The following is a 20,508-nucleotide window of genomic DNA, read 5'->3' as shown; positions in this document are numbered from 1 at the left end:
GAAATGGGGCGAAAGTCTGTGGACTCTGTGTAAGACAGTACATGGTTTTTTAACTGTGGTATGCGACGGTGGTGGAAGCAGAAACTTAAATCGTGAGGTTTAGGAATCGCCGCACTTTTAGGGCGGCGAGGATGTCAATATCAACTTCCCTCCCAGATTTTTAAATAGGCATTTTCCATATTTTGAGCGAATTTTTTCCCTTGCCAGAGCGGGGCTGTGTCACGATTTCCTAACAGTTGATGGCTGATGTCTTGACGAAGGGAGCGATCGAGTCCTAATTTTACTCCCCAGTCGATATATTCTGCCTCATTCCAGCCAATTCCGGCTTCAATACCAGCATTAATCATAAAAGTATAACTATTGCGGGCGGAAAATTGTTCTCCTACCAATGTAACTAAAGGGATTCCTTGCCATAAAACTTCTAAGGTGGTGGTAGCACCATTGTAGGGATAGGTATCTAACACCACATCGGCAATCTGTAAATTAGCGCGATGGGTATATTCATCGATATCTCTCGGTAAAAACCGCAATCTTTGGGGATTAACTCCCTCCCGAATCGCTATTTCAGTAAATAATTCTTGAATTTTTTCAGTCTTACCGACTCCCTTAATCAGAAAATAACTATTAGGGACTTGTGCGAGAATTTTCATCTGAAGTTTAATGGTATCAGGATGACGTTTCATGCCACTTTGTACGGAAAAATAGATGGTAGCATCGGGGGGAATTTCTAAATCTTCTCGACGGAGATTGGGAGTGCCGATTTCAAAACCATCCACTGCTAAATATGTCTCTGGTAAACGATAGATTTTTTCTCGATAATATTCCTCCGCTTGCTGGGGTAAAACGTAGGGATCGGCGATATAGTAATCAATAGTTGCTAATCCAGAAGCATCCCAACCTAACCAAGTCACTTGTTTTGCCGCAGGTTTCAGGGCCATAATCTGATTGGTGAAATTATGGGTTAAACTATCTAAATCTACTAGAATATCTATCTGATCCTGTTGAATTTGTTGGGCAACTTCTAGGGGATTTTGAGCGTAGGAAAAATGACGGATAATATCTCGGCTATCCCGGAACCATTGACGGGTAATTTCATCTTCTTCTTGGTTAATAGTATAGATGGCTATTTGCAATTTTTCTCGATCATGATGGTGAATTAACCAACGACTTAACCAACCGACAGAATGATGTTTTAAGGTACTGGCAAGATAACCAATAGTTAGTTTTTCTGAAGCTTTTTCGTTTGTAATTAAAGGAGTTTTTAAACTATTATTATCAAGGAAAATTTCGGCGACGCAATTAGTTAATTTTCGGTTGGCTAAGGCTCGATCGCCTAGATAGGGTAGGGGACTAGAAACATTGAGAAAGCTAGTTTTAATAATCGGTTCTAAAGTGATATTTTTCTGACGGGTTAATTCCTGTAATAAATCATGATATTCTTGATAAATATGATCAATTTCTTGCCAAACTCCCCAGCGCAAAAGTATTAACAAAATCAGATAATTACTGTATAACTTTAGGGTTGGAGTTAGACAAATTTCTCGGAATTGATAGGCAGTTATCAAAGAATTATCAAAGTCTTCTGCTAAAATATAGAGGTTAACCAATTGTTCCAAAAGACTCAGATCATTTGGTCTTAATTGCAGACAAAGTTTAATAATTTCCACTCCAAAAGTGGGACTTTGTTGCTCGTTGGTGACTCGTGCTGCTATCTGAAAAGCTTGCGGGATAAAACTATCGGCTAATTCCTCTAGGTAGGGTAAACTTGCTTGAGCTAAATCTAAAGTTAATTCATGGGGATATAAAAGACTTTTGAGAACTACATTTAAAAGCAATTCTCGATCGGGATTAGATCTGAGATTGTCTTGAATAGGATAATTAAGTAGTTCTTCAGGATCAAATATTTCTAAATCTAAAGCTAAGTCGAATAAAGCTAATAAATTATTAATTGACTTGGGAACAATTTCCTGTAGATGATAGCGAAAATATTCTACAGCTGCCAGATCACCTTTTCTTTGTTGTCGTCGCACTTCTGCGTCTAAAACCGCTTCTAATTCTGCTTGCCATTGCTTAACTTGTTCTGGATTGCCTTCGCTTAAAACATTTTGCCACATCACCTGTGCCTCTGCTGCTAAATTTTGCAGAAGATAGGCAACTCCCAAGTACCAATAGTCAGAAACATTTTCAGGATTGTTATCGATTAGTTCCTCGTAGATTGCCGCAACTTGAGGATAATCTTCGGCAATTAAAGCTTGATAAGCGTCAGGATGCCACATAAATCAGTTATTAGTTTTTTGAGATAATATTTTCAGAAAATCTTGATGTTCTTGACTGGCTAAACCTTGCTGTAAAACTGTCAAAACCTGTCCTAAGTTACCCGCTAATAAAGCATTAACATCTAACCAAAGACCGGGGAAAACCTGCGAGTAAATTATCCCTCGACTATCGGGTTCAAGTTTAATATATTCTCCAGCATTTAATCGGAACCAATCTAATTGACGTTCATAAACTCGCCAAACAAGATATTCTTGCACTTGATTACGACGATAAACTCGCCATTTATTGTGGAGATCATAGGAAGCACTAGAAGCGGCGATTTCTACGATTAATTCCGGCGCACCTTCGATATAATCATCGTCACTAATAGTTGATTGTCCAGCAATTTTAATTCTTAGTAAAGCATCTGGTTGTACTTCATTATCTGCATCCAGACGCACAGTAGTATTATCCGCAGACATTACCCCAATTGTGGCGGCTTTATAGACCCCTAACCAAGTTAAAATATCAGAATGAGGTTCTCCATGACTCTGCACTCGTACAGGAGAGGACATATAAACTATTCCTTCAATTAATTCGGCTTTTTTTACTTCAGAAAGGTTCTGATAACGACGCTCAAATTCCTGGCGACTTAGTTGATCACCATTTTCTAAAGGAGGGGTTTTAGGGAGGGAATAAATAGGTTCAGAAGTGATCATTTTATTTGCCCCGAACAAGAGTAAATTCATCCTCCCCTAGTCCAGTGAAAAAGTGACAGTTAGGGGGGGAAAGCTCAAAAATAATTGACTCATAAGTAGGTAGGCACAATTATTTGTAGGATGGGTTAGCGGTAGCGTAACATGAGCGGGCGTTGGGTTTCATGCTTCAACCCAACCTACGTTCTGGAAACTCTCAACTTAAAACTTACATCTGATAACTGATAACTGATAACTGATAACTGATAACTGAAATTAAACCACTTTAGCGATGGCTGCTTCTAGCTTATCCATAGCCTCATCTACTTCTGTTTCCGAGACAATTAAAGGAGGTACAAAACGGAGAACTTTCGGACCTGCGGGAGCAATTAATAAACCCTCGGCCAAGGCTGCATTAACAATAGTAGATGAAACCAACTCACTTTCTGAATTAATTTCCATACCGTTAATTAAACCCCAACCGCGCACATCGACAAATAGATGGGGATATTGAGAAGCAATCACGCGTAAACGGCTGCGTAACTGTTCCCCTCGCTGCTGGACATTTTCGAGAAGATGATCCCGTTCAATGGTTTGTAATACTGTTAAAGCTGAGGCACAAGCGAAAGGATTACCTCCAAAGGTACTCGCATGACTACCCGGTTCAAACACATCACAGAATTTTCTGCACATCATCGCACCGATGGGAATACCACCCGCTAAACCCTTAGCAGAAGTGAAAATATCCGGTTCCACTCCTAAATTCTCATAACCCCAGAGTTTACCAGTTCTTCCGACTCCCACCTGTACTTCATCAAAGACAAGCAAAATGTTATTTTCGTCGCAAATTTGCCGTAAACGTTGGAAATATTCGATATCCCCTGGACGAACTCCCCCTTCACCCTGCAAGGGTTCCAACATAATCGCGGCCACACGACGATTACCCTCATCGAGATCAGCGATCGCATTTTCCACCGCTTCGATATCATTATAGGGAATATAGGCAAACCCCGGCATCAGGGGTTCAAAGTCTTTTTGGTACTTCGGTTGACCGGTTGCGGTGATGGTAGCTAAAGTCCGACCGTGAAAACTAGCGTGAGCGGTTAAAATAACCGGCTGTTCGAGGAAATCTAGCACCGTATGGGCATATTTCCGTACTAATTTAATCGCCGCTTCGTTCGCTTCCGCACCAGAATTACAGAAAAAGACTTTATCAGCGCAGGAATGATCGACAATCCATTTAGCTAGTTCCCCTTGTTCGGGAATATAGTATAAATTCGAGACATGATGGAGTTTTTGGATTTGCTGGCTAACCACTTCAATTAAAGCGGGGTGTGCGTGACCGAGGGTACAGGTGGCAATTCCCGCAACAAAATCAAGGTATTGTTTACCGGAAGTATCCCAGAGAAGACAGCCTAACCCTTTGGCGATCGCAATGGGAAAACGACCATAAGTATTCATCACATAGCTGTTAAAACTATCTCGATCGAAGGGTTGATTCGGGTTTAAATTGGGAGTGGGATCAACTAGGGTTGGTTCTAAAAGGGTTTCTGGACTCACTGGGGAACTCCTGCGCGATTAGACATAGGGGAAATTATAATCAAATCCGTCTGAGAAGGACGGGTTATTTAGATTAAAAACTGATTTCATTGTAATTTACTAGACAGTCTTAGGGGTGAATTTTGCTTGTCTATCAGTGAAGATAAATATCGTCGTCTGCGTCAGGAATTAATCGGGGGAATTTTTGCCCTGATCGTGGTGTTTTTGCTGGGTACGCTTTGGTATCATCTGATCGAGGGTTGGAGTTGGCTAGATTCGGCCTATATGACGATTAGTACCCTCGCTACCGTCGGTTTTGGCGAAATTAATCCCCTAGGTGAACGGGGACGACTGTTTACAATGGTTTTGATCGTGATGGGAGTAGTTAGCATCGGTTATATTGTTAATCGCTTGACCGAAGCTTTAATTCAAGGCTATTTTCAAGAGGGACTCAAACAGAGACAGGAGAAACGCTTGATCGATCGACTATCGGAACACTATATCATCTGTGGTTTGGGTCGCACGGGTAGACAGGTGGCGATCGAATTTTACGCCGAAAATATTCCTTTTGTAGTCATTGATACGGACCCCCTACAGGTAAATCGGGCCAAAGAATTAAATTATATTGTTGTTCAAGGAGATGCCACCTTAGATAAATCTTTACAAATGGCAGGAATCGAACGCGCTATTTGTATTGTGGCCGCTTTAACTTCCGATGCGGAGAATTTATATACAGTTTTGTCCGCTAAAACTCTTAATCCGAAAATTCGCGCCATTGCTAGGGCCAGTACCGAGGAAGCAGTACAAAAATTACAACGGGCCGGGGCCGATGCGGTAGTATCTCCCTATATTACCGGCGGTAGAAGATTAGCGGCCGCAGCCCTACGACCCCAGGTGATGGATTTTGTCGATGGGATTTTAACTGGAACCGATCGATCGTTTTATATGGAAGAATTTTTAATCGATCCGAGGACTTGTCCCTGTGTCGGTTTAAGTCTTAGTCAAGCACATTTAAGATCTCGATCGGGGGCGTTAGTTTTAGCTATACGTCGCGCCGATGGTACGCTAATTGGGGGACCGACTGGCGATACGGAATTAATGGCCGGGGATCTGTTAATTTGTATGGGAACGGCCGAACAATTACGCAGTTTAACTCAGATTTTAATCCCCATGCGATCGGATGGTTTACGTTTACCGAAGCATTAGTTAGGGTTTGCGCCAAAAAGTTTGTAGGATGGGTTAGTGGTAGGGTAACATGAGCGGGTGTTGGGTTTCATGCTTCAACCCAACCTACGTTCTCTAGAAGACTTATCACCAATTTTCTTGAGCTTTCCCTTCCGTTTTGTTTAGACAAAATATAATAAATATTAGTGACGGCATGACCAGAAATATATCCTTGAGTTTTACCTGTCTTAACTGTATTTAATGCTTGTACAGATGCTTGAAAATGTGGTTCACGCTTACCCAAAACATCTAGCAATACATCACTATCGAATAGGACTCGTTTCACCGATACTTCTCCACTAAATAATCAATATACGATTCTTTTGGGTCTTCTCGTCCTAAATCGACAACCCCCACTAAGTCTCTTGTCCAAGGATCAAGATCGCTTAAATCATCTGTTAGGGAATGAGAAGTAGTTTCTGAGGATACATTCTGACGAAAAACACGCCCATATTCTAATGCTTTCTCAAAATCCTCCTGATCAGAAATTGATCCAGAAAGATTATCTAACCAGTTTTCAGACGAAGATTTTTCAGTTTCCAAATCGACCAAACCTGTTAAATTTTGTGTAGAGGCATCAATATCATTGAAATTATCTGCTAGGGAATGAGAAGTAGTTTCTGAGGATACATTCTTAGGATTAAATCGCTCTTGAATTCTTAAAATTATTAAACTACTATAAGCTCTCAATTGGGTGACTAAACATTTGTCAGTATCTTGGAAATATTCGGTTATAGTACGATTAGAAACCGATAGAGCATTTTTAGCTCCCTGGTAAATTTGCTCTAGTTCTGAATCGGCAAACATATCAATAAACACATCTATCGTTTCCGAGAGAATGTGTGAACCTTCCACCACTCTGATTAAATCGGCTTTTTCCTCACCAGTCTTTCCCTCATTGATCTGAGCAAGGCCGATAAATAATTTAGCATAGGCAGTTACTCTATCGGTAAATTCATTGATAATCTCAATCAAATTTATTGCCGAACCCTCATTCTTATATTGTTCCCATACCTGAAACCATAATTCATCAATTTGACAAAATATATCGGCTCTTGCTTGATAAGTTTTAGAGTTATCTTTAACTTGCTCAAGTAAAATCTGAGTTTCTTGTAGTAAATTATCCAGTATTATCCGATCAGAATCGGTGACAATTTGATCGAGTTTATCTGTAATATTTTGCAGGTTTTCTAACAAAAATTGTCCTAAATTTTCCCGTTCGACTGAACTGGGCAGACTATTCATCATATTTACCTCTCCTAAAACTGACGATCAAACAGAAATGAGTAGTCAAAATTATCAGCCCTAAACCTCCATTGTAACAATTTTGGGGTCTAAATCCTGTTTAAAAGGTATAGGAGAGGGGGAATTATAAATTATGAAGTGGGGAAGTGGGGAAGTGGGGAAGTGGGGAAGTGGGGAAGTGGGGAAGTGGGGAAGTGGGGAAGTGGGGAAGTGGGGAAGTGGGGAAGTGGGGAAGTGGGAAGAATAAATAAAAATAATCTCCTGTCTCGGAGTCTCCTGTCTCCTGACTCGGAGACTACTGGCTCCTTACTCCTCAATCTAACATCTGTGAGGAATTGAAAAATTGGGGATGAGATGTTAGTACAATCGGGGAATAGTAAAAGAAAAAAACCCCTATTGCTCATGAGTCAAAATCCCAATTCTTCCCCACGACCACTGCAGCCGCTGCCGGTTCCCTCCATCCCAATACCACCCTCAGAGTTAATCACGGAAATCAGCATGGGGATAACTGAAGAAATGACCCAACAGGTGGCGACACCGACCAAAAACGTGCCGAATATGCCGCAAAATGGTCAAATTTCCGCCCCACGTCCTCCCCAAAATCGCGCTCCCAGTCAGGCTGCTTCTCCCCAAACCCCACCCCGGCCGGGTCGCGCTCCCAATCAACCCACCTTAGAACATTTGATCCGGATGGCCTTTGATCGGGGTTATTCGGACGTTCACCTAGGAGTTGGAGAACAACCCCGGATGCGGGATCGTGGTGAAATGATTATTCTCAACTATCCTGAAATTGACATCAACACTTTTTATAGTTGGTTACGGGAAATCCTCGGTGAAGAAGAAATCCTTCGCTTTAAAAAAGACCTAGAATTTGATGGTGCAACTCAGTACGAATTCGCTAGGGTGCGGATTAATATCTTTGAAAGTCTGCGCGGTCCGGGGATGGTTTTGCGTCTAATTCCCATGAAAATCCTCACTGTGGAACAATTGGGCTTACCGGCTGTGTTCCGGAATGTGTGCGATGTGCATAAGGGATTGATTTTAATCACCGGTCCGACGGGTTCAGGGAAATCCACCACCCTAGCAGCCATGATCGATTACATAAATAAAGAACACCCCAAACATATTATCACCATCGAAGACCCGATCGAATTTGTCCATCAAAGTCGTCGCAGTTTGATCAAACAAAGGGAAGTGGGAATACACACCCATGAGTTCGATAATGCCCTAAAAGCCTCTTTGCGGGAAGACCCAGATATTATTCTGGTGGGGGAGATGCGGGACAAATCCACCGTTAATACTGCCCTGAAAGCTGCCCAAACTGGTCACTTAGTTATGGGAACCCTGCACACCAACAGCGCCGTTAAAACCCTGGAGCGGATTTTAACTCTTTATACCGCCGAGGAACGGGAATCGATGCGGGTGGCGATCGCAGAATCCTTGGTTTGTATTATTTCCCAGGGTTTATGTCGCACCACCGACAGTAAACGGACCGCTTTTCACGATATTCTCGTCAACACAGAAACCGTCAAAGATTACATTTGCAGCGGCAAAAATGACGAAATTATCGAATTAATGAGAGATGGCGAATACCATGGCATGATTACCACTAATCAATCTCTGTTTAACCTCTATCAAGAGGGACGGATTAGCGATGAGGTCGCCCTGGAAATGTCCCCGGTTCCCAATGAAATGGCGATGATGCTGCGGGGTAGAATCTAGAAAAACCCTGAAGGAAATCCTTGAGGGGTCAAGAGTTTAGTAGTCTAGAAAAATAGAAGCTCCTATTGATTCCCTAGGGGAACCCCTCAAGTGACCACTTCCGCGATTGTGTTGCCCGATATTTTTAAAGGCATCGCCCTGTTTACCCCCGGGGGCGACCTGATTTACTGTATCGATCCTGATAAACAAACTCATTGGCATCTGAATCTCTGCGCTGCTCTCCAGTCCGCTTTAGGGTTGCCAGAACCCCCCCATTTTTTAGTTCCTAGTTTTACCGCTACCATCGATCGCTGGCGAGATCCCTACAGTCACCGTATTCATACTAGAGCCGAAGTCTATCCCCTTGTCCGTCGCTATCAGCCTTTATTAAATGCTATTTTCGCCACGGACGAGCGAGCTTGGTTTACTGTACCTTGGCAGGAACAATCCTCTAATCCCACTATCTTAGAAACCTATCGTCAGCAGTTTCCCCAACTTTGGCAATCCCACGATCTGATTCTCCGTTATCAGGAGCGCCCCGCAACGACTTCGGGGATTAGTGCTGACTCTGACTATACTAACCCTAGTCCCAAGGGTTATGTTTTGCGGTTATTTGTCTCCGGCAATAATGCCAATACTAAACACACCCTAGAATCGATCCATCAGCTTCTAGAGCGAGAATTACACCATCCCTATACCCTGAAAGTGATCGATATCTCTAAGCATCCAGAACAAGCGGAATCTAATCATGTCTCTGCTATTCCCACTTTAGTCCGGGTTTGGCCGCAACCGGTGAAACGCATCATCGGCGAATTTGAGGATTTACCGCGAGTATTACAGATTATCGCCACCGCTTAGGGTTTAAAGACTTCTGACTCGATTCCTCGCCACCATTCGCCCAATTTCATTAAGTCTTGCTGAATATCATCCAATTCTTGGATATATTCCTGTTGGGAAAGACTAGCGCGACGTTCTTGCAGTTTTTTGAGACGCAATTGCACCAACAGCCAAGGCTTAGAAATACCGTTAGTTTCTTCAATATAGCGAGCAATATCCTGACTATCCATAGTTTTTACTGTTATTATCCTATATTTTGTCAAATTAACCTGAGACTCCTTTTTTTTAGTTGCAGAAGATTATGTTTGATTTTAGCCACTATTACCCCTACGCCGAATTAGTTTCTTTCCTCAAAAACCTAGCCTCATCCTATCCTAATTTAATTAGCCTCACCTCGATCGGTAAAAGCTACGAAAATCGAGATATCTGGTTAACTACCCTAACAAATCAAGCCACAGGCCATTATTTAGAAAAACCTGCCTATTGGATCGATGCTAACACCCATGCGGGGGAAGTAACAGGCTCTGCCGTCGCTCTCTACACTATCTCCCATCTTTTGCGCCAATACGGTCATAATTCCCAAATTACCAGACTTCTTGACCATTACACTGTCTATATTTTGCCGCGATTAGCCGTGGATGGAGCGGAAAAATATCTCACTACTCCCTATCTGTTACGATCGAGTATTCGCCCCTATCCCCACACGGATGAGAAACCGGGGCTATATCCTGAAGATATTAACGGCGATGGTTTAATTCTACAAATGCGCCAAAAAGATACCTGTGGCGCTTGGAAAATTTCTGAACAAGATCCTCGCATTATGGTGCGTCGCGAACCGGAGGAATTTGAGGGAACTTTTTACACTTTGCTCACCGAAGGTTTAATCCGCGATTACGATGGCTATAATTTTACCACTGCCCCCACCCTAGAAGGCTTAGATTTTAACCGCAATTATCCCGTTTATTGGGTTCCTGAAGGGGAACAACAGGGGGCCGGAGATTTTCCTTTTTCGGAGCCAGAAACCCGTGCAGAAGCGGAATTTTGGGCAAATAACACTAATATTAATGGCTTCGTTACCTATCATACCTATTCAGCAGTCATGTTGCGTCCCTATAGCACCCATCCCGATGAATATTTCCCCGTGGAAGACTTAGAAATGTATAAATATATTGCTGACAAGGGAAAAGCAATGACTGGTTATGAATGCGTTTCTGTCTATCACGATTTTCGTTATCATCCCAAAGAAGTGACTAACGGTGCCATGGATGATTACGGTTACGATCATTTTGGTTGGTATGGTTTTACGGTGGAGTTATGGGATGCACCCACCCAAGCGGGAGTGAAAAAAGATGATTATATTCAATGGTTTCGCTGGCATCCTTTGGAAGATGAATTGAAGTTACAGCGTTGGAATGATGAGAATTTGGCGGGAAAGGGTTTTATTAATTGGCAAAGTTTTGATCACCCCCAATTGGGAGAGGTGGAAATTGGCGGTTGGGACTTTAAAAATGTCTGGCAAAATGCCCCAGAAAAGTATTTACCAGATTTATGTGAGAAACAATGTCAGTTTACTATTGCCCATGCTTTAATGTCACCTCTTTTAGCTATCTCTCGTCTTGATCTTAAGTCGGAGGGAAATGGTATTTATCATCTGGTTTTACAGTTAGAAAATCAGGGATTTTTACCCACTTATACCAGTAAAAAGGCACTGGAAAGAAAGATCGTTCGTCCCATTCAAGTCAAGTTAAATTTAGCCGATGAGGTGAGTTTAATAGTGGGAAAATTAGAGCAGGAAATCGGTCACTTAGAAGGGCGATCAAATAAAGTATATAGTAGCCTCGCTCATGGTTTAGATTATCGCTGTACGGTGGAATGGGTGATTAAAGGAGTTTCTGGTCAAGAAATCGAGATTATCGCTATAGCTGAAAGAGCCGGAACAGTCAGACAAAAAGTGATTTTATAGAGCTATTTTGTTCGATAAAATTGTTAAATAAGTCTCGTTAGATTCCGTGGGTAAAACTCGTAGTTTTTGGCTGCGAAGCTCTGGTTCTAATCCCAAAGCTTCTAAAGGAATTACTCCTAATAAGTTGTTTTGACCTCCAGGTAATTCCAAACATTCAAAAGTCCCTTCCCGTCCCGCAATAATCAAGGTAGCATCGCGAAAAATTCTCGCTTTTCCTATCCCTTTAGCCGTAGCCACATCTACTTCTTTTAAAAGCTGTAAACCCAAGCTGGAGATTACTTCCGGCACCAGACAAAGAGTAGTTGCTCCCGTATCCACCAAGACATTTTCTAGGGTAAGAGAGCGAATTTGTTCCGGTGCGATCATACCATCCTCTGCACGAATTTGATCCGCTCGATTGATAACTGTAATGCTGGTGTAGATTTTGCCCATATCTTCTGCAATAATTGCTGGATTAACCATAACACTACCCTCAATTCTACCCCTAAATTATACCAGAATAACTGCTAACAACAATGTCTAAGTAGGGCTTGCGGCAAAAAGTTTTTCGTGGGGACAGGGTGTGGGGTGTGGGGTGTGGGGTGTAGGGTTTTACCGATTTTGAGGGGGTCAATTACCTAATTTTCAGGGAAAAAGTCCAGGGATTTTACCCCCGATCACTCCAATGGTAGGCACTTTTTGAGGGAAAAAAAGTCTAAAAGTCTTACCCAACAAGGTTTTTAGATTTATTCAGCCAACCCTAAGTAATTTTAATTATTAATCCGGCCATCGGGCATAATTGCACCGCGGAAGTTAACTCCCATCAGATTAGCACTCATTAACTCGGCACGAGTTAGATTAGCATTAGTTAAATCGGCACCGGTGAGATTTGCTCTAGCAAAGAAAGCATCGATTAAGTCAGCTTCGCTGAAATTAACTCCTGAAAGATTAGCCCTTCTTAAGTCAGCATGATTCATTCTTGCTGCTTGAAAATTAGCTTGACTAAGATTAGCTCGATCAAATTTTATTTGAGTCATAATTGCACTATGGAAATTTGCCTGCATTGCTTCTGTATCGGTCATTTTTGACCGCACTAAATTGGCTCCCGCTAGATTTGCCCCCACTAAATGCGCCCCGATTAAATTAGCATCAGTAAGTAAAGCATCTTGGAGATTAGCATTAGTTAAATCCGCTTTTCTGAGGTCAACATTGCACAAATTAGCCTCCTTTAAATTGGCTCCTACTAGATTTGCACGCACCAGATCAACCCCTTTCATATTAGCCCCTTGCAGGTCGGCGCGATAGAGATTAGCACTTTGTAAATTAGTGTTATGATTTTTCTTTTCCTGACGCATATTTGTTCCCCGCAAACAAGCACCAGTGAGGTTAGCACCACTTAAATCAGCCCCCCGTAAATCCGCCCCGATTAAGTTAGCATCAAGTAACGTCGCTAGGGTTATATCGGTATCACGAAGATTAGCACCTTGTAGCAGCGCTCCGTGTAAATTGGCACTGCGTAAATCTGCCCCATTTAAGTCAGCTTGGTTGAGACTAGCACCGCTTAAATTAGCTGTCACAAGATTAGCTTGAGCGAGATTAGCCCGGTTAAGATAGGTAAAGAGAAGATTGGCTCCGTGCAGATCTGCTTCATTTAAAACAATGCCAATTAAGTCAGCACCAACTAAATTAACTCCTGGTAATTTTAAGCCACTAAATTGAGTTTCTCCTGCGGCATAACGTTCAATTAATTCGTTGGGTTTCATAGGTAGAATGTCCAGATAAATTTGGATAAAAAATTAAAGAATTTTTTGTAAAGTTTGCACCAGAATACTGGCGGTTTGAACGTTAGCATCCGTATCCATTTGGGTTTGAGCAATATTGTATAGTTGAATTTCGATATCCTTGAGAGATTTCCCACTTTCGATGAGTTGTTGTAGTAAATCTTCTAGGGTATAACTTCGCAGAGTTGACCAATCTTGACCGCTCCGATCCCAAGGATGAAATAGGAGCGAGAAAATCAATATTTTGGCGCGTAAAGGATTAGCATACTGGAAAATTTCTAAACGAATTTCAAAGGGGTCGTAGGCGGGAATTTGTGGGGAATTACTGGGGTTGTTATTTGAGGAAGCCGGCTCGGCAAAGGGCAATTCCATGACTAATTGTGGTTCATTTAGATTGATGATCGAAGAGGAAAAATCCACAGGTTCACTTCTAGAGGGGGAGAAAGATGTGGTTTTAGCCGCAGAATCAGAATCATTCTTTAGATGAACTATTTGAGTGTTCAAGATTTGACTTTTTGACTCATTATCCTCTTCTTCGTCATCGTTATCAGTATCGTAGAGAGGCTCTAGCTGGGTAAGAATAATATCGGCTAGGGCTAGGTAGAGAGCTTTTTTATTAATATTTTTGGCAACTTGCTTGAGAGTTTGTCGCAAGCTGAGGAAATTGGGATTGTTTCGCTGAAGTTCTAAAACAATATTTTTTAAGCCATAATTATTAATCACCGCTTGATCGTTTTCCCAACGATTTTTACAAGCGGCAAACATTAATTTGTGAATTCTCGCTGTCTCTCGATGATTTTCTATTCCACTAACCACCTGTCTTAATAAATTATCTTCCTCGTTGTTGACATCATTATTAACGGTGGTGAAGCTAGGGTTAACTTCTGGCTCTACCAGTAATAATTGATTGTCGTAGGCGGCAGCAATATTACTATATAATTGACTGATTTGCTCGATAATAACCGTGGCTACTCCCAGATAAACTTTAGGACGATTGAGGGTTTTAACTAATTTATAAACAGAAAAAGTTAATTGTTCTTTATTGGTTTTCAGTTGCACTAACTCCTTCACCAAGTCTTCCATAGCCACAGTGTTCAAAATATTAGGCTCATTTTCCCAATATTTTTTACAGATACAAAAGATTAATTTTTTGATCCGTAATTTTTCTTCGTGGCTGTCGAGATAGCGAACTACGTCATTAAAAACTTCGATGGATAATTGCATAGTAACCTCTGATCCGAGAAAGGAGCCAGCTCTCGCACACCTCTACTATAGCGGTATGCTATTGGTCTCTCGCGAGTCAGCTTACCAGAATATATAGGGTCTGCTGAATAAATCTAAAAACCTTGTTGGATAGGACTTTTAGACTTTTTTCCCCTCAAAAAGTGCCAGCCATTGCGGGGATCGGGGGGAAAATTCAGGTGCTCTTTCCCTGAAAATTAGGTAGTTGACCACCTGAAAATCGGTAAAACCCTACACCCTACACCCCACACCCTACCCCCACGAAAAACTTTTTCAGCAGACCCTATATAAGTTATTCCGGCTCTTCTGGCGCGCGAAGATATTCTAGCCTAAAAGCGTGGAGCTATTCAGTTGGGTTTGCTGGATCTGGTCCCTAAAATTAGCAAAAGATTATTTTTTCGCCTTTCTCGTTTTTAGTACAAATGTTTGAGTAAAATCGGAGTAAAGTCTTTAGGTTTAGGCGATTGATGCCCGATAGGGTTAGAGTAATCAGGGAGAAACTGATTTATCGAGAGGCCATATCATCCCATGCTAGAACTCTACCAATTTGAATTATCTGCCTATTGTGAGAAAGTCCGTCTCATCCTCGACTATAAAGGTCTTGCCTATAAAAAAAGGGACGTGGTGCCGGGGGTGGGACAATTGGAATTATTCCGTCTTTCCGGACAGCGACAGGTTCCCGTCCTCAAGGATGGCGATACTTATATTGCTGACTCGACGGAGATTGCTTTTTATCTCGATCGCAAGTATCCTGAAAAACCAATTATCCCCACAGATCCCCTACAACGGGGTCAATGTTTATTAATCGAAGAATGGGCCGATGAATCCCTGGGATTAAAAGGAAGAACCGCTTTTCTCGGCGCTTTTGCCCAAAATCAAAACTTTCGTACCGCTTTTTTACCCCAGGAAACTCCCGGTTTTATGCGCTTGTTGCTGGGTTCCATGCCGGGGGAATTAATTGATATTTTGGGGGCGGGTGTAGGTCTGGGAAAAGATGCTATCAATACAGCGAAAAAGGGGCTACAACAGGATTTAGAGGCTTTGAACCTCATTTTAACCAATCGTCCCTATTTAGTCGGGGATCAGCCCACTTTAGCCGATTTAGCCGTGGCGGGATTAAGTGTGCTGCTTCAGTTTCCCCAGGGTTCCTATCTCAACTTACCCAGGGAATTGCAAGGCAAGGGGATTCCGGGGTTAGCCGATAATAGCGCCTACGAGGGCTTTTTTGCTTGGCGCGACCGTCTTTATAGTCAATACCGTCAAACTATCACCCCGGGAAGTTCCACCCCTCCTATCGATTCCCCCAACTCCATCCAGATTGAATAGCAGCGCTTGACTAGGCTGGTGGGGTTTGGGGTGTGGGGTGTAGGGTGTAGGTTGTGGGGTGTGGGGTGTGGGGTGTAGGGTGTGGGGTGTAGGGTGTAGGGTGTGGGGTGTGGGGAGAATAAATAAAAATAATCTCCTGTCTCCTGTCTCCTGTCTCCTATCTCCTGACAAGACAAATTAACCGAATCTACCGGCTACATAATCGCGAGTTTGTTGATTAACTGCATCGGTGAAAATTTTCTGGGTGGCATCACATTCCACCAAATGACCGACGCGGCTTTCATCGGTATTAAAAAAGGCCGTGCGATCGGATACCCTAGAGGCCTGTTGCATATTATGGGTGACAATGACGATCGTGTATTGTTGCTTCAATTCATGGATTAATTCCTCGACTTTGAGGGTAGAAAGGGGGTCTAAAGCGGAACAAGGTTCATCCATTAATAATACTTTTGGTTTTACCGCCAAAGCGCGAGCAATACACAATCTTTGTTGTTGTCCTCCCGATAATCCTAAAGCGGATTTATTCAACAGATCTTTAACTTCATTCCAAAGAGCAGCCCCTTTTAAAGCTGATTCCACAATTGCATCTAATTCACTGCGACTAGCGGAACGATAAATTCTAATACCGTAGGCAATATTATCGTAAATACTAGCAGGAAAAGGGTTAGGGCGCTGAAACACCATACCCACCTGTCGCCGTAAGGTATGAAGGTTAACTTTGGGAGCGTAGATATCTTGGCCAAAAAACCTAACTTTGCCTTTAACTGTCACCTGTCCCTCTAATTCCCCGATGCGATTGAGGGCTTTTAAGAGAGTGGATTTACCACAACCAGAGGGGCCGATCATGGCGGTTACTTGCCTTTGCGGGATTTCTAAAGAAACACCTTCCAGGGCTTTTTTGCTACCGTAGAAAAAGCTGAGATTTTCGACTTTGATCGCCGAATTAGCTAGAGACGTAGGATTGTTCATGAGAGAGGAATCGATCATAAGAAAAATGCTTAATTTGAGCGTTTACGAGTGACAAAACGGGAAAGAAGGCTAGTAATTAAAACTAAGATAATCAGGACTAAAGAAGCTGTCCAAGCCAAGGAATTTTGTTCAGGAAAAGGGGAACTAGCGTAGTTATAAATCAACACCGTTAAAGCCGGTGTGGGCGACCAAAGACTTTCTTGCCAAAATTGACTAAATAAAGCCGTAAACATTAAGGGGGCGGTTTCTCCAGCAGCCCGGGCTACTGCTAATAATATCCCGGTCATAATTGGTGCGATCGCTGCTGGCAGGACAATGCGAAATACCGTATCGAAACGGGAACCCCCCAAAGCGGAGGAACCGAGACGGTAGGACATGGGTATTAGTTTCAGCGCCTCTTCCGTGGTTAAAGCGATGATCGGCAACATAATCACCCCTAAAGCAAAGGCCCCCGCCACGGCGGAAAATTGTTTGGTAGTTAACACCAAAACCCCGAAGGAAAACACCCCGACGATAACGGAAGGGGTACTACTCAACACCACGATCGCAAAGCGCAGAATGCCGCCAATTTTGGAACCCCGAGCGAATTCCGAGAGGAAAACCCCGGTGAGAATCCCCAGAGGTATGCTGCCTAAAGCCGCTAAACCGACCATAGTTAAAGTACCCACGATCGCATTGGCAAAACCGTTGGGAACACTGGGATCAGAGCCAACTGGGGCGGGTAAAGAGGTGAAAACTTGCCCATTGAATCCGGGTAAACCTTCTTTGACAATTTGAAAGAGGATAGCGAATAAAGGCAGAATAGCGATAGCACTAAGAGCGATCGCTAAACCCGTGAGACCGTTGGTAAAAAAATGTCGCCAGGGTGACAGGGGTTGCTGTAAATCTTCTTCGGGAAAAGCTCCTTGGCTCATAAAATTAACGATTGCGGTTGATAAACTGTACTAATAAAGCCGCTACACTATTGACGGCTAAGGTAATAACAAATAGAATCAAAGCTAGATACATCAAGGCTCCGATGTGGATTTTTTCAAAAGCTTCTGGGAAGGTATTGGCTAGTACAGCAGGAATAGTATAACCGGGGGCCAAGAGGGAGGGAGTAATAATCGAGGAGTTACCGATTACCATGGCCACCGCCATAGTTTCCCCTAAAGCGCGCCCTAAACCGAGGATAATCGCCCCGATAATGCCAGAACTCGCCGCCGGCAATAACACGCGCCAGATGGTTTCCCAACGAGTCGCCCCTAGGGCCATGGAGGCGCTGCGTAATTCGGGGGGGACGGTAAGCAGCACATCGCGACTGATAGCGGAAATAGTCGGCACGATCATAATGGCCAGGATCACACCAGCGATCAGCATACTTGGTCCCAAAGGTTGGGTATTAAACAAAGGGAACCAAGCAAAATTTTGAAATAACCATTCTTGCAGGGGTTTAAGCACGGGAATTAGCACGAAAATCCCCCATAAACCAATAATTACACTGGGAATCGAGGCAATTAATTCCACTAGAAAACCGATGGGATAACGGACACTTGCCGGCAAATAATTCTCGCTAGTGGTTAAAGCAACGGCGACACTGAGGGGAATAGCTAATAAAAGAGCCAGAATCGAGGAAACGATCGAACCGAAAATAAAGGGTAAACCACCAAATTTGAGGACGTTAACATCCCAAGTGGTTCCCCAGAGAAATCCCCAACCGAATTCATTGATCGCCGGCCGCGCATCCTGAAAAACAATCCAGGCCATCCACAGCAGAAAAATTAAACCAGAGGCGGCACAAATCCAGACTAGGAGCGTAAAAATGCGATCAAATAAACCGGCAGTGCCGGGGTTTTCGTTAAGATTGGCTGCTGAAAGATCAAAAGACTCAACAGGTTCAGAAAAATTGGCCATAAAGTAGAGAGCGATTACCAGTTATCAGTTGTTGAAAACGCAACTGTAGGGGCTGAACAATGTTCAGCCCACAGAAAAGAAATACTTGCAGTTATTAGTTATGAGGTTAACTGGTGACTTTTTTCCATTTTACTGGAAAGTGGTGACAATCAAGCCCAAACTAATACAAAAGTATTTAGGTTTGCTGAAAAAGTACGGGCGAAGCATTCGGTTAGAAAATCTCCGGTTTCACCGATAGGTTATTGCCCGAATGCTTCGCCCCTACAGGACGCGGGCCGATGAAGACACAAGGTTTTGAACGACGATTCTCTCAAAATTTGCACCTGTTTCGCGAGAAAAGCCACAAAACCCTTACCTTACCTACATTTCACATTTATTCAGCAAACCCTATTTATTTAATTTTGTTAACTTCGGCTAAAACTTTTTGAGTCACCGATTGAGGAATCCGGGTAAATTCCAATTGATTGTTAATACCTTGACCGGTGGTGAGAATCCAAGTCAACAGTCTTTTAATTTCCGCCGCTTTTTTGTTATCAGCGTAGTCTTTCGGTACTAATAACCAAGTAATCCCGACGATCGGATAACCACTGCTCGGATCATCTACATTAGCGGTAAAATCAGCGTTAAATTTCACCCCTTCCATCGCCTTGTTAGCTTGAGCGAGACTGGGTTCGACAAATTGACCGGCTTTATTTTGAATTCTGGCGGTTCTCATGGTTGCCCCTTCGTTTTTGCGGGCAAAGGTATCTTGAACGTAACCAATCGAGCCTTCTGTTTGTTTAACCAGGGCCGCCACACCATCATTTTTCGGTCCCTTGAGAACGGTAAAACCCCAGTTAGGTTCTTTGCTGGTTCCCACTTTACTTTTGAAAGAAGGACTAATAGCGCTCAGGTGAGAGGTAAAAATCTCCGTAGTACCGCTACCATCAGCCCTAACCACTACTTTAATGGGTTGGTTGGGCAGTTTCGGATCCACCTGTCTCCAGTTAGTGATCTCGCCACTGAAGATTTTACCGAGGTTAGCCCTGGAAATTTGCAGGTTATTTACCCCGGGCAGATTATAAACCACGGCGACGGCTCCTCCGGCGGTGGGAACTAGCAGTAAACCGTTTTTCATCTGGCTTTTTTCGGAAGAGGAAGGAGCGGCATCGGAAGCGCCAAAATCGACGGTTCCGGCGATAAATTGCCGGACACCAGCACCGCTACCGACGGAATTATAGTTAACGGTGACACCGGTGGCGTTTTTATAGTCGGCAAAATAACGCTGGTATAGGGGCGCGGGAAAGGAGGCTCCTGCACCGTTCAGGGTTTGGGCGAAAGCTTCTCCCATCGTCCCTGCTAAGGCCGCTGCCGTGGCGAAGGAGACAGCACACACACGAGTTAGGGTAGCAGTTGAGAATATCATAAATTTTCTGGTTGAAGAATCCTGCACAATTGGGAAAGTTGAACTTTCTTCAAAATATAGTTTAAGGCATAAATATTACTTTTAAATCTAGAAATATTGGAGATTTTTTTGGTTAAGATTTGGTAAAATTTCGGTTAAGTTTGATTTAAAAAATTCACAGCTTTTGGCAACAATTTAGTTAGACCGATCAAGACAAAAATCTATTGTATCTATTCAAGGATGAAATCTTAATTTAAACCATCTGTTGGGGAGAAATTGCCCGGATAAAGCTTTTTATCTAGAGCAGGCTGAATAAATCTAAAAACCTTGTTGGATAAGTAGTCATGCAAAATTAATTACCCAAATAAAAAATTAAGAAGTATAATACATAAAAAAACGAAGCAGCAGGAAAATACAATGAGATTGATTAGAGACCTAAACCCCGAGAGCCAGAAAATGCTAGAGAGAATTTAT

21 protein-coding genes are annotated in these 20,508 nt (G+C 42.8%); 5 read left to right on the top strand and 16 right to left on the bottom strand.

Going from position 1 to position 20,508, the window contains the following annotated elements:
• Positions 1 to 140 precede the first annotated feature (140 nt).
• The 3 genes from O9290_RS06195 to O9290_RS06185 all read right to left on the bottom strand — a co-directional run bounded on the left by O9290_RS06195 (position 141) and on the right by O9290_RS06185 (position 4,511).
• A complete protein-coding gene (locus O9290_RS06195; protein WP_288059220.1) occupies positions 141 to 2,276 on the bottom strand; it encodes an O-linked N-acetylglucosamine transferase, SPINDLY family protein in 2,136 nt (711 codons plus the stop codon).
• Between the two features lie 3 nt (positions 2,277 to 2,279).
• The gene (locus O9290_RS06190) at positions 2,280 to 2,975 is read right to left on the bottom strand and encodes a Uma2 family endonuclease (protein ID WP_043999641.1); all 696 of its coding nucleotides are present in this window, start codon (positions 2,973 to 2,975) and stop codon (positions 2,280 to 2,282) included.
• A gap of 252 nt (positions 2,976 to 3,227) precedes the next feature.
• The gene (locus O9290_RS06185) at positions 3,228 to 4,511 is read right to left on the bottom strand and encodes an aspartate aminotransferase family protein (RefSeq protein WP_002798689.1); all 1,284 of its coding nucleotides are present in this window, start codon (positions 4,509 to 4,511) and stop codon (positions 3,228 to 3,230) included.
• A gap of 126 nt (positions 4,512 to 4,637) precedes the next feature.
• Here O9290_RS06185 and O9290_RS06180 point away from each other — a divergent pair, with 126 nt between their 5' ends.
• Positions 4,638 to 5,696, top strand: coding sequence for a potassium channel family protein (locus tag O9290_RS06180; protein ID WP_149987535.1), 1,059 nt, complete (start codon positions 4,638 to 4,640; stop codon positions 5,694 to 5,696).
• A 67-nt stretch (positions 5,697 to 5,763) separates the two neighbouring features.
• Here O9290_RS06180 and O9290_RS06175 read toward each other — a convergent pair whose 3' ends face one another.
• From O9290_RS06175 to O9290_RS06165, 3 genes are all read right to left on the bottom strand, one after another.
• Positions 5,764 to 6,000, bottom strand: a complete 237-nt coding sequence (locus tag O9290_RS06175) for a PIN domain-containing protein (RefSeq protein ID WP_288059223.1) — start codon at positions 5,998 to 6,000, stop codon at positions 5,764 to 5,766.
• The gene (locus O9290_RS06170) at positions 5,997 to 6,959 is read right to left on the bottom strand and encodes a hypothetical protein (protein ID WP_288059225.1); all 963 of its coding nucleotides are present in this window, start codon (positions 6,957 to 6,959) and stop codon (positions 5,997 to 5,999) included. Before O9290_RS06170 ends, O9290_RS06175 begins: the two co-directional genes overlap by 4 nt.
• 131 nt (positions 6,960 to 7,090) lie before the next feature.
• Entirely contained in the window at positions 7,091 to 7,276 is a 186-nt protein-coding gene (locus O9290_RS06165; RefSeq protein ID WP_288059227.1) for a hypothetical protein, read from the bottom strand.
• An 85-nt stretch (positions 7,277 to 7,361) separates the two neighbouring features.
• Here O9290_RS06165 and O9290_RS06160 point away from each other — a divergent pair, with 85 nt between their 5' ends.
• Together O9290_RS06160 and O9290_RS06155 are read left to right on the top strand one after the other, a co-directional pair.
• Positions 7,362 to 8,681, top strand: a complete 1,320-nt coding sequence (locus O9290_RS06160) for a type IV pilus twitching motility protein PilT (protein WP_288059229.1) — start codon at positions 7,362 to 7,364, stop codon at positions 8,679 to 8,681.
• 90 nt (positions 8,682 to 8,771) lie between these two features.
• A complete protein-coding gene (locus O9290_RS06155; protein ID WP_002758959.1) occupies positions 8,772 to 9,518 on the top strand; it encodes a circadian clock KaiB family protein in 747 nt (248 codons plus the stop codon).
• Here O9290_RS06155 and O9290_RS06150 read toward each other — a convergent pair.
• The gene (locus tag O9290_RS06150) at positions 9,515 to 9,727 is read right to left on the bottom strand and encodes a hypothetical protein (protein ID WP_002751038.1); all 213 of its coding nucleotides are present in this window, start codon (positions 9,725 to 9,727) and stop codon (positions 9,515 to 9,517) included. The two genes, O9290_RS06155 and O9290_RS06150, sit on opposite strands and share 4 nt — an antisense overlap.
• Before the next feature lie 71 nt (positions 9,728 to 9,798).
• Here O9290_RS06150 and O9290_RS06145 point away from each other — a divergent pair, with 71 nt between their 5' ends.
• The gene (locus O9290_RS06145; RefSeq protein WP_012264942.1) at positions 9,799 to 11,460 is read left to right on the top strand and encodes a M14 family metallopeptidase; all 1,662 of its coding nucleotides are present in this window, start codon (positions 9,799 to 9,801) and stop codon (positions 11,458 to 11,460) included.
• Here the strand turns inward: O9290_RS06145 and O9290_RS06140 are convergent.
• From O9290_RS06140 to O9290_RS06125, 4 genes are all read right to left on the bottom strand, one after another.
• Positions 11,455 to 11,922 carry a pepsin/retropepsin-like aspartic protease family protein gene (locus tag O9290_RS06140; protein ID WP_288059231.1) on the bottom strand — a complete coding sequence of 156 codons (468 nt, stop codon included), beginning with the start codon at positions 11,920 to 11,922 and terminating at the stop codon, positions 11,455 to 11,457. The two genes, O9290_RS06145 and O9290_RS06140, sit on opposite strands and share 6 nt — an antisense overlap.
• A 22-nt stretch (positions 11,923 to 11,944) precedes the next feature.
• Positions 11,945 to 12,073, bottom strand: a complete 129-nt coding sequence (locus O9290_RS06135) for a hypothetical protein (protein ID WP_287969786.1) — start codon at positions 12,071 to 12,073, stop codon at positions 11,945 to 11,947.
• Positions 12,074 to 12,209: 136 nt separating this feature from the next.
• Positions 12,210 to 13,202 (bottom strand): pentapeptide repeat-containing protein, encoded by a 993-nt coding sequence (locus tag O9290_RS06130; protein ID WP_002758966.1) that lies wholly within the window; start codon positions 13,200 to 13,202, stop codon positions 12,210 to 12,212.
• A 33-nt stretch (positions 13,203 to 13,235) separates the two neighbouring features.
• A complete protein-coding gene (locus tag O9290_RS06125) occupies positions 13,236 to 14,444 on the bottom strand; it encodes a hypothetical protein (protein ID WP_288058611.1) in 1,209 nt (402 codons plus the stop codon).
• A gap of 546 nt (positions 14,445 to 14,990) precedes the next feature.
• Between O9290_RS06125 and O9290_RS06120 the strand changes: the two genes are divergently transcribed.
• On the top strand, positions 14,991 to 15,788 hold the full coding sequence (locus O9290_RS06120; protein WP_002798699.1) for a glutathione S-transferase: 798 nt from the start codon (positions 14,991 to 14,993) through the stop codon (positions 15,786 to 15,788).
• Here O9290_RS06120 and O9290_RS06115 read toward each other — a convergent pair.
• From O9290_RS06115 to pstS, 5 genes are all read right to left on the bottom strand, one after another.
• The gene (locus tag O9290_RS06115; RefSeq protein ID WP_288086820.1) at positions 15,722 to 15,964 is read right to left on the bottom strand and encodes a hypothetical protein; all 243 of its coding nucleotides are present in this window, start codon (positions 15,962 to 15,964) and stop codon (positions 15,722 to 15,724) included. The genes O9290_RS06120 and O9290_RS06115 overlap by 67 nt on opposite strands.
• A gap of 1 nt (position 15,965) precedes the next feature.
• A complete protein-coding gene (pstB, locus tag O9290_RS06110; protein WP_002760008.1) occupies positions 15,966 to 16,775 on the bottom strand; it encodes a phosphate ABC transporter ATP-binding protein PstB in 810 nt (269 codons plus the stop codon).
• Positions 16,776 to 16,786: 11 nt separating this feature from the next.
• Positions 16,787 to 17,671, bottom strand: coding sequence for a phosphate ABC transporter permease PstA (gene pstA, locus O9290_RS06105; RefSeq protein WP_002760009.1), 885 nt, complete (start codon positions 17,669 to 17,671; stop codon positions 16,787 to 16,789).
• A gap of 4 nt (positions 17,672 to 17,675) precedes the next feature.
• On the bottom strand, positions 17,676 to 18,650 hold the full coding sequence (gene pstC, locus O9290_RS06100; RefSeq protein ID WP_288059021.1) for a phosphate ABC transporter permease subunit PstC: 975 nt from the start codon (positions 18,648 to 18,650) through the stop codon (positions 17,676 to 17,678).
• Between the two features lie 391 nt (positions 18,651 to 19,041).
• Positions 19,042 to 20,055, bottom strand: a complete 1,014-nt coding sequence (gene pstS / locus O9290_RS06095; RefSeq protein ID WP_288059014.1) for a phosphate ABC transporter substrate-binding protein PstS — start codon at positions 20,053 to 20,055, stop codon at positions 19,042 to 19,044.
• Between the last annotated feature and the right edge of the window lie 453 nt (positions 20,056 to 20,508).

The sequence above is a fragment of the Microcystis sp. LE19-41.2A genome (assembly GCF_027530405.1).
Taxonomy (GTDB): Bacteria; Cyanobacteriota; Cyanobacteriia; order Cyanobacteriales; family Microcystaceae; genus Microcystis; species Microcystis aeruginosa.
This window is presented reverse-complemented; position numbering and strand designations above follow the sequence as displayed.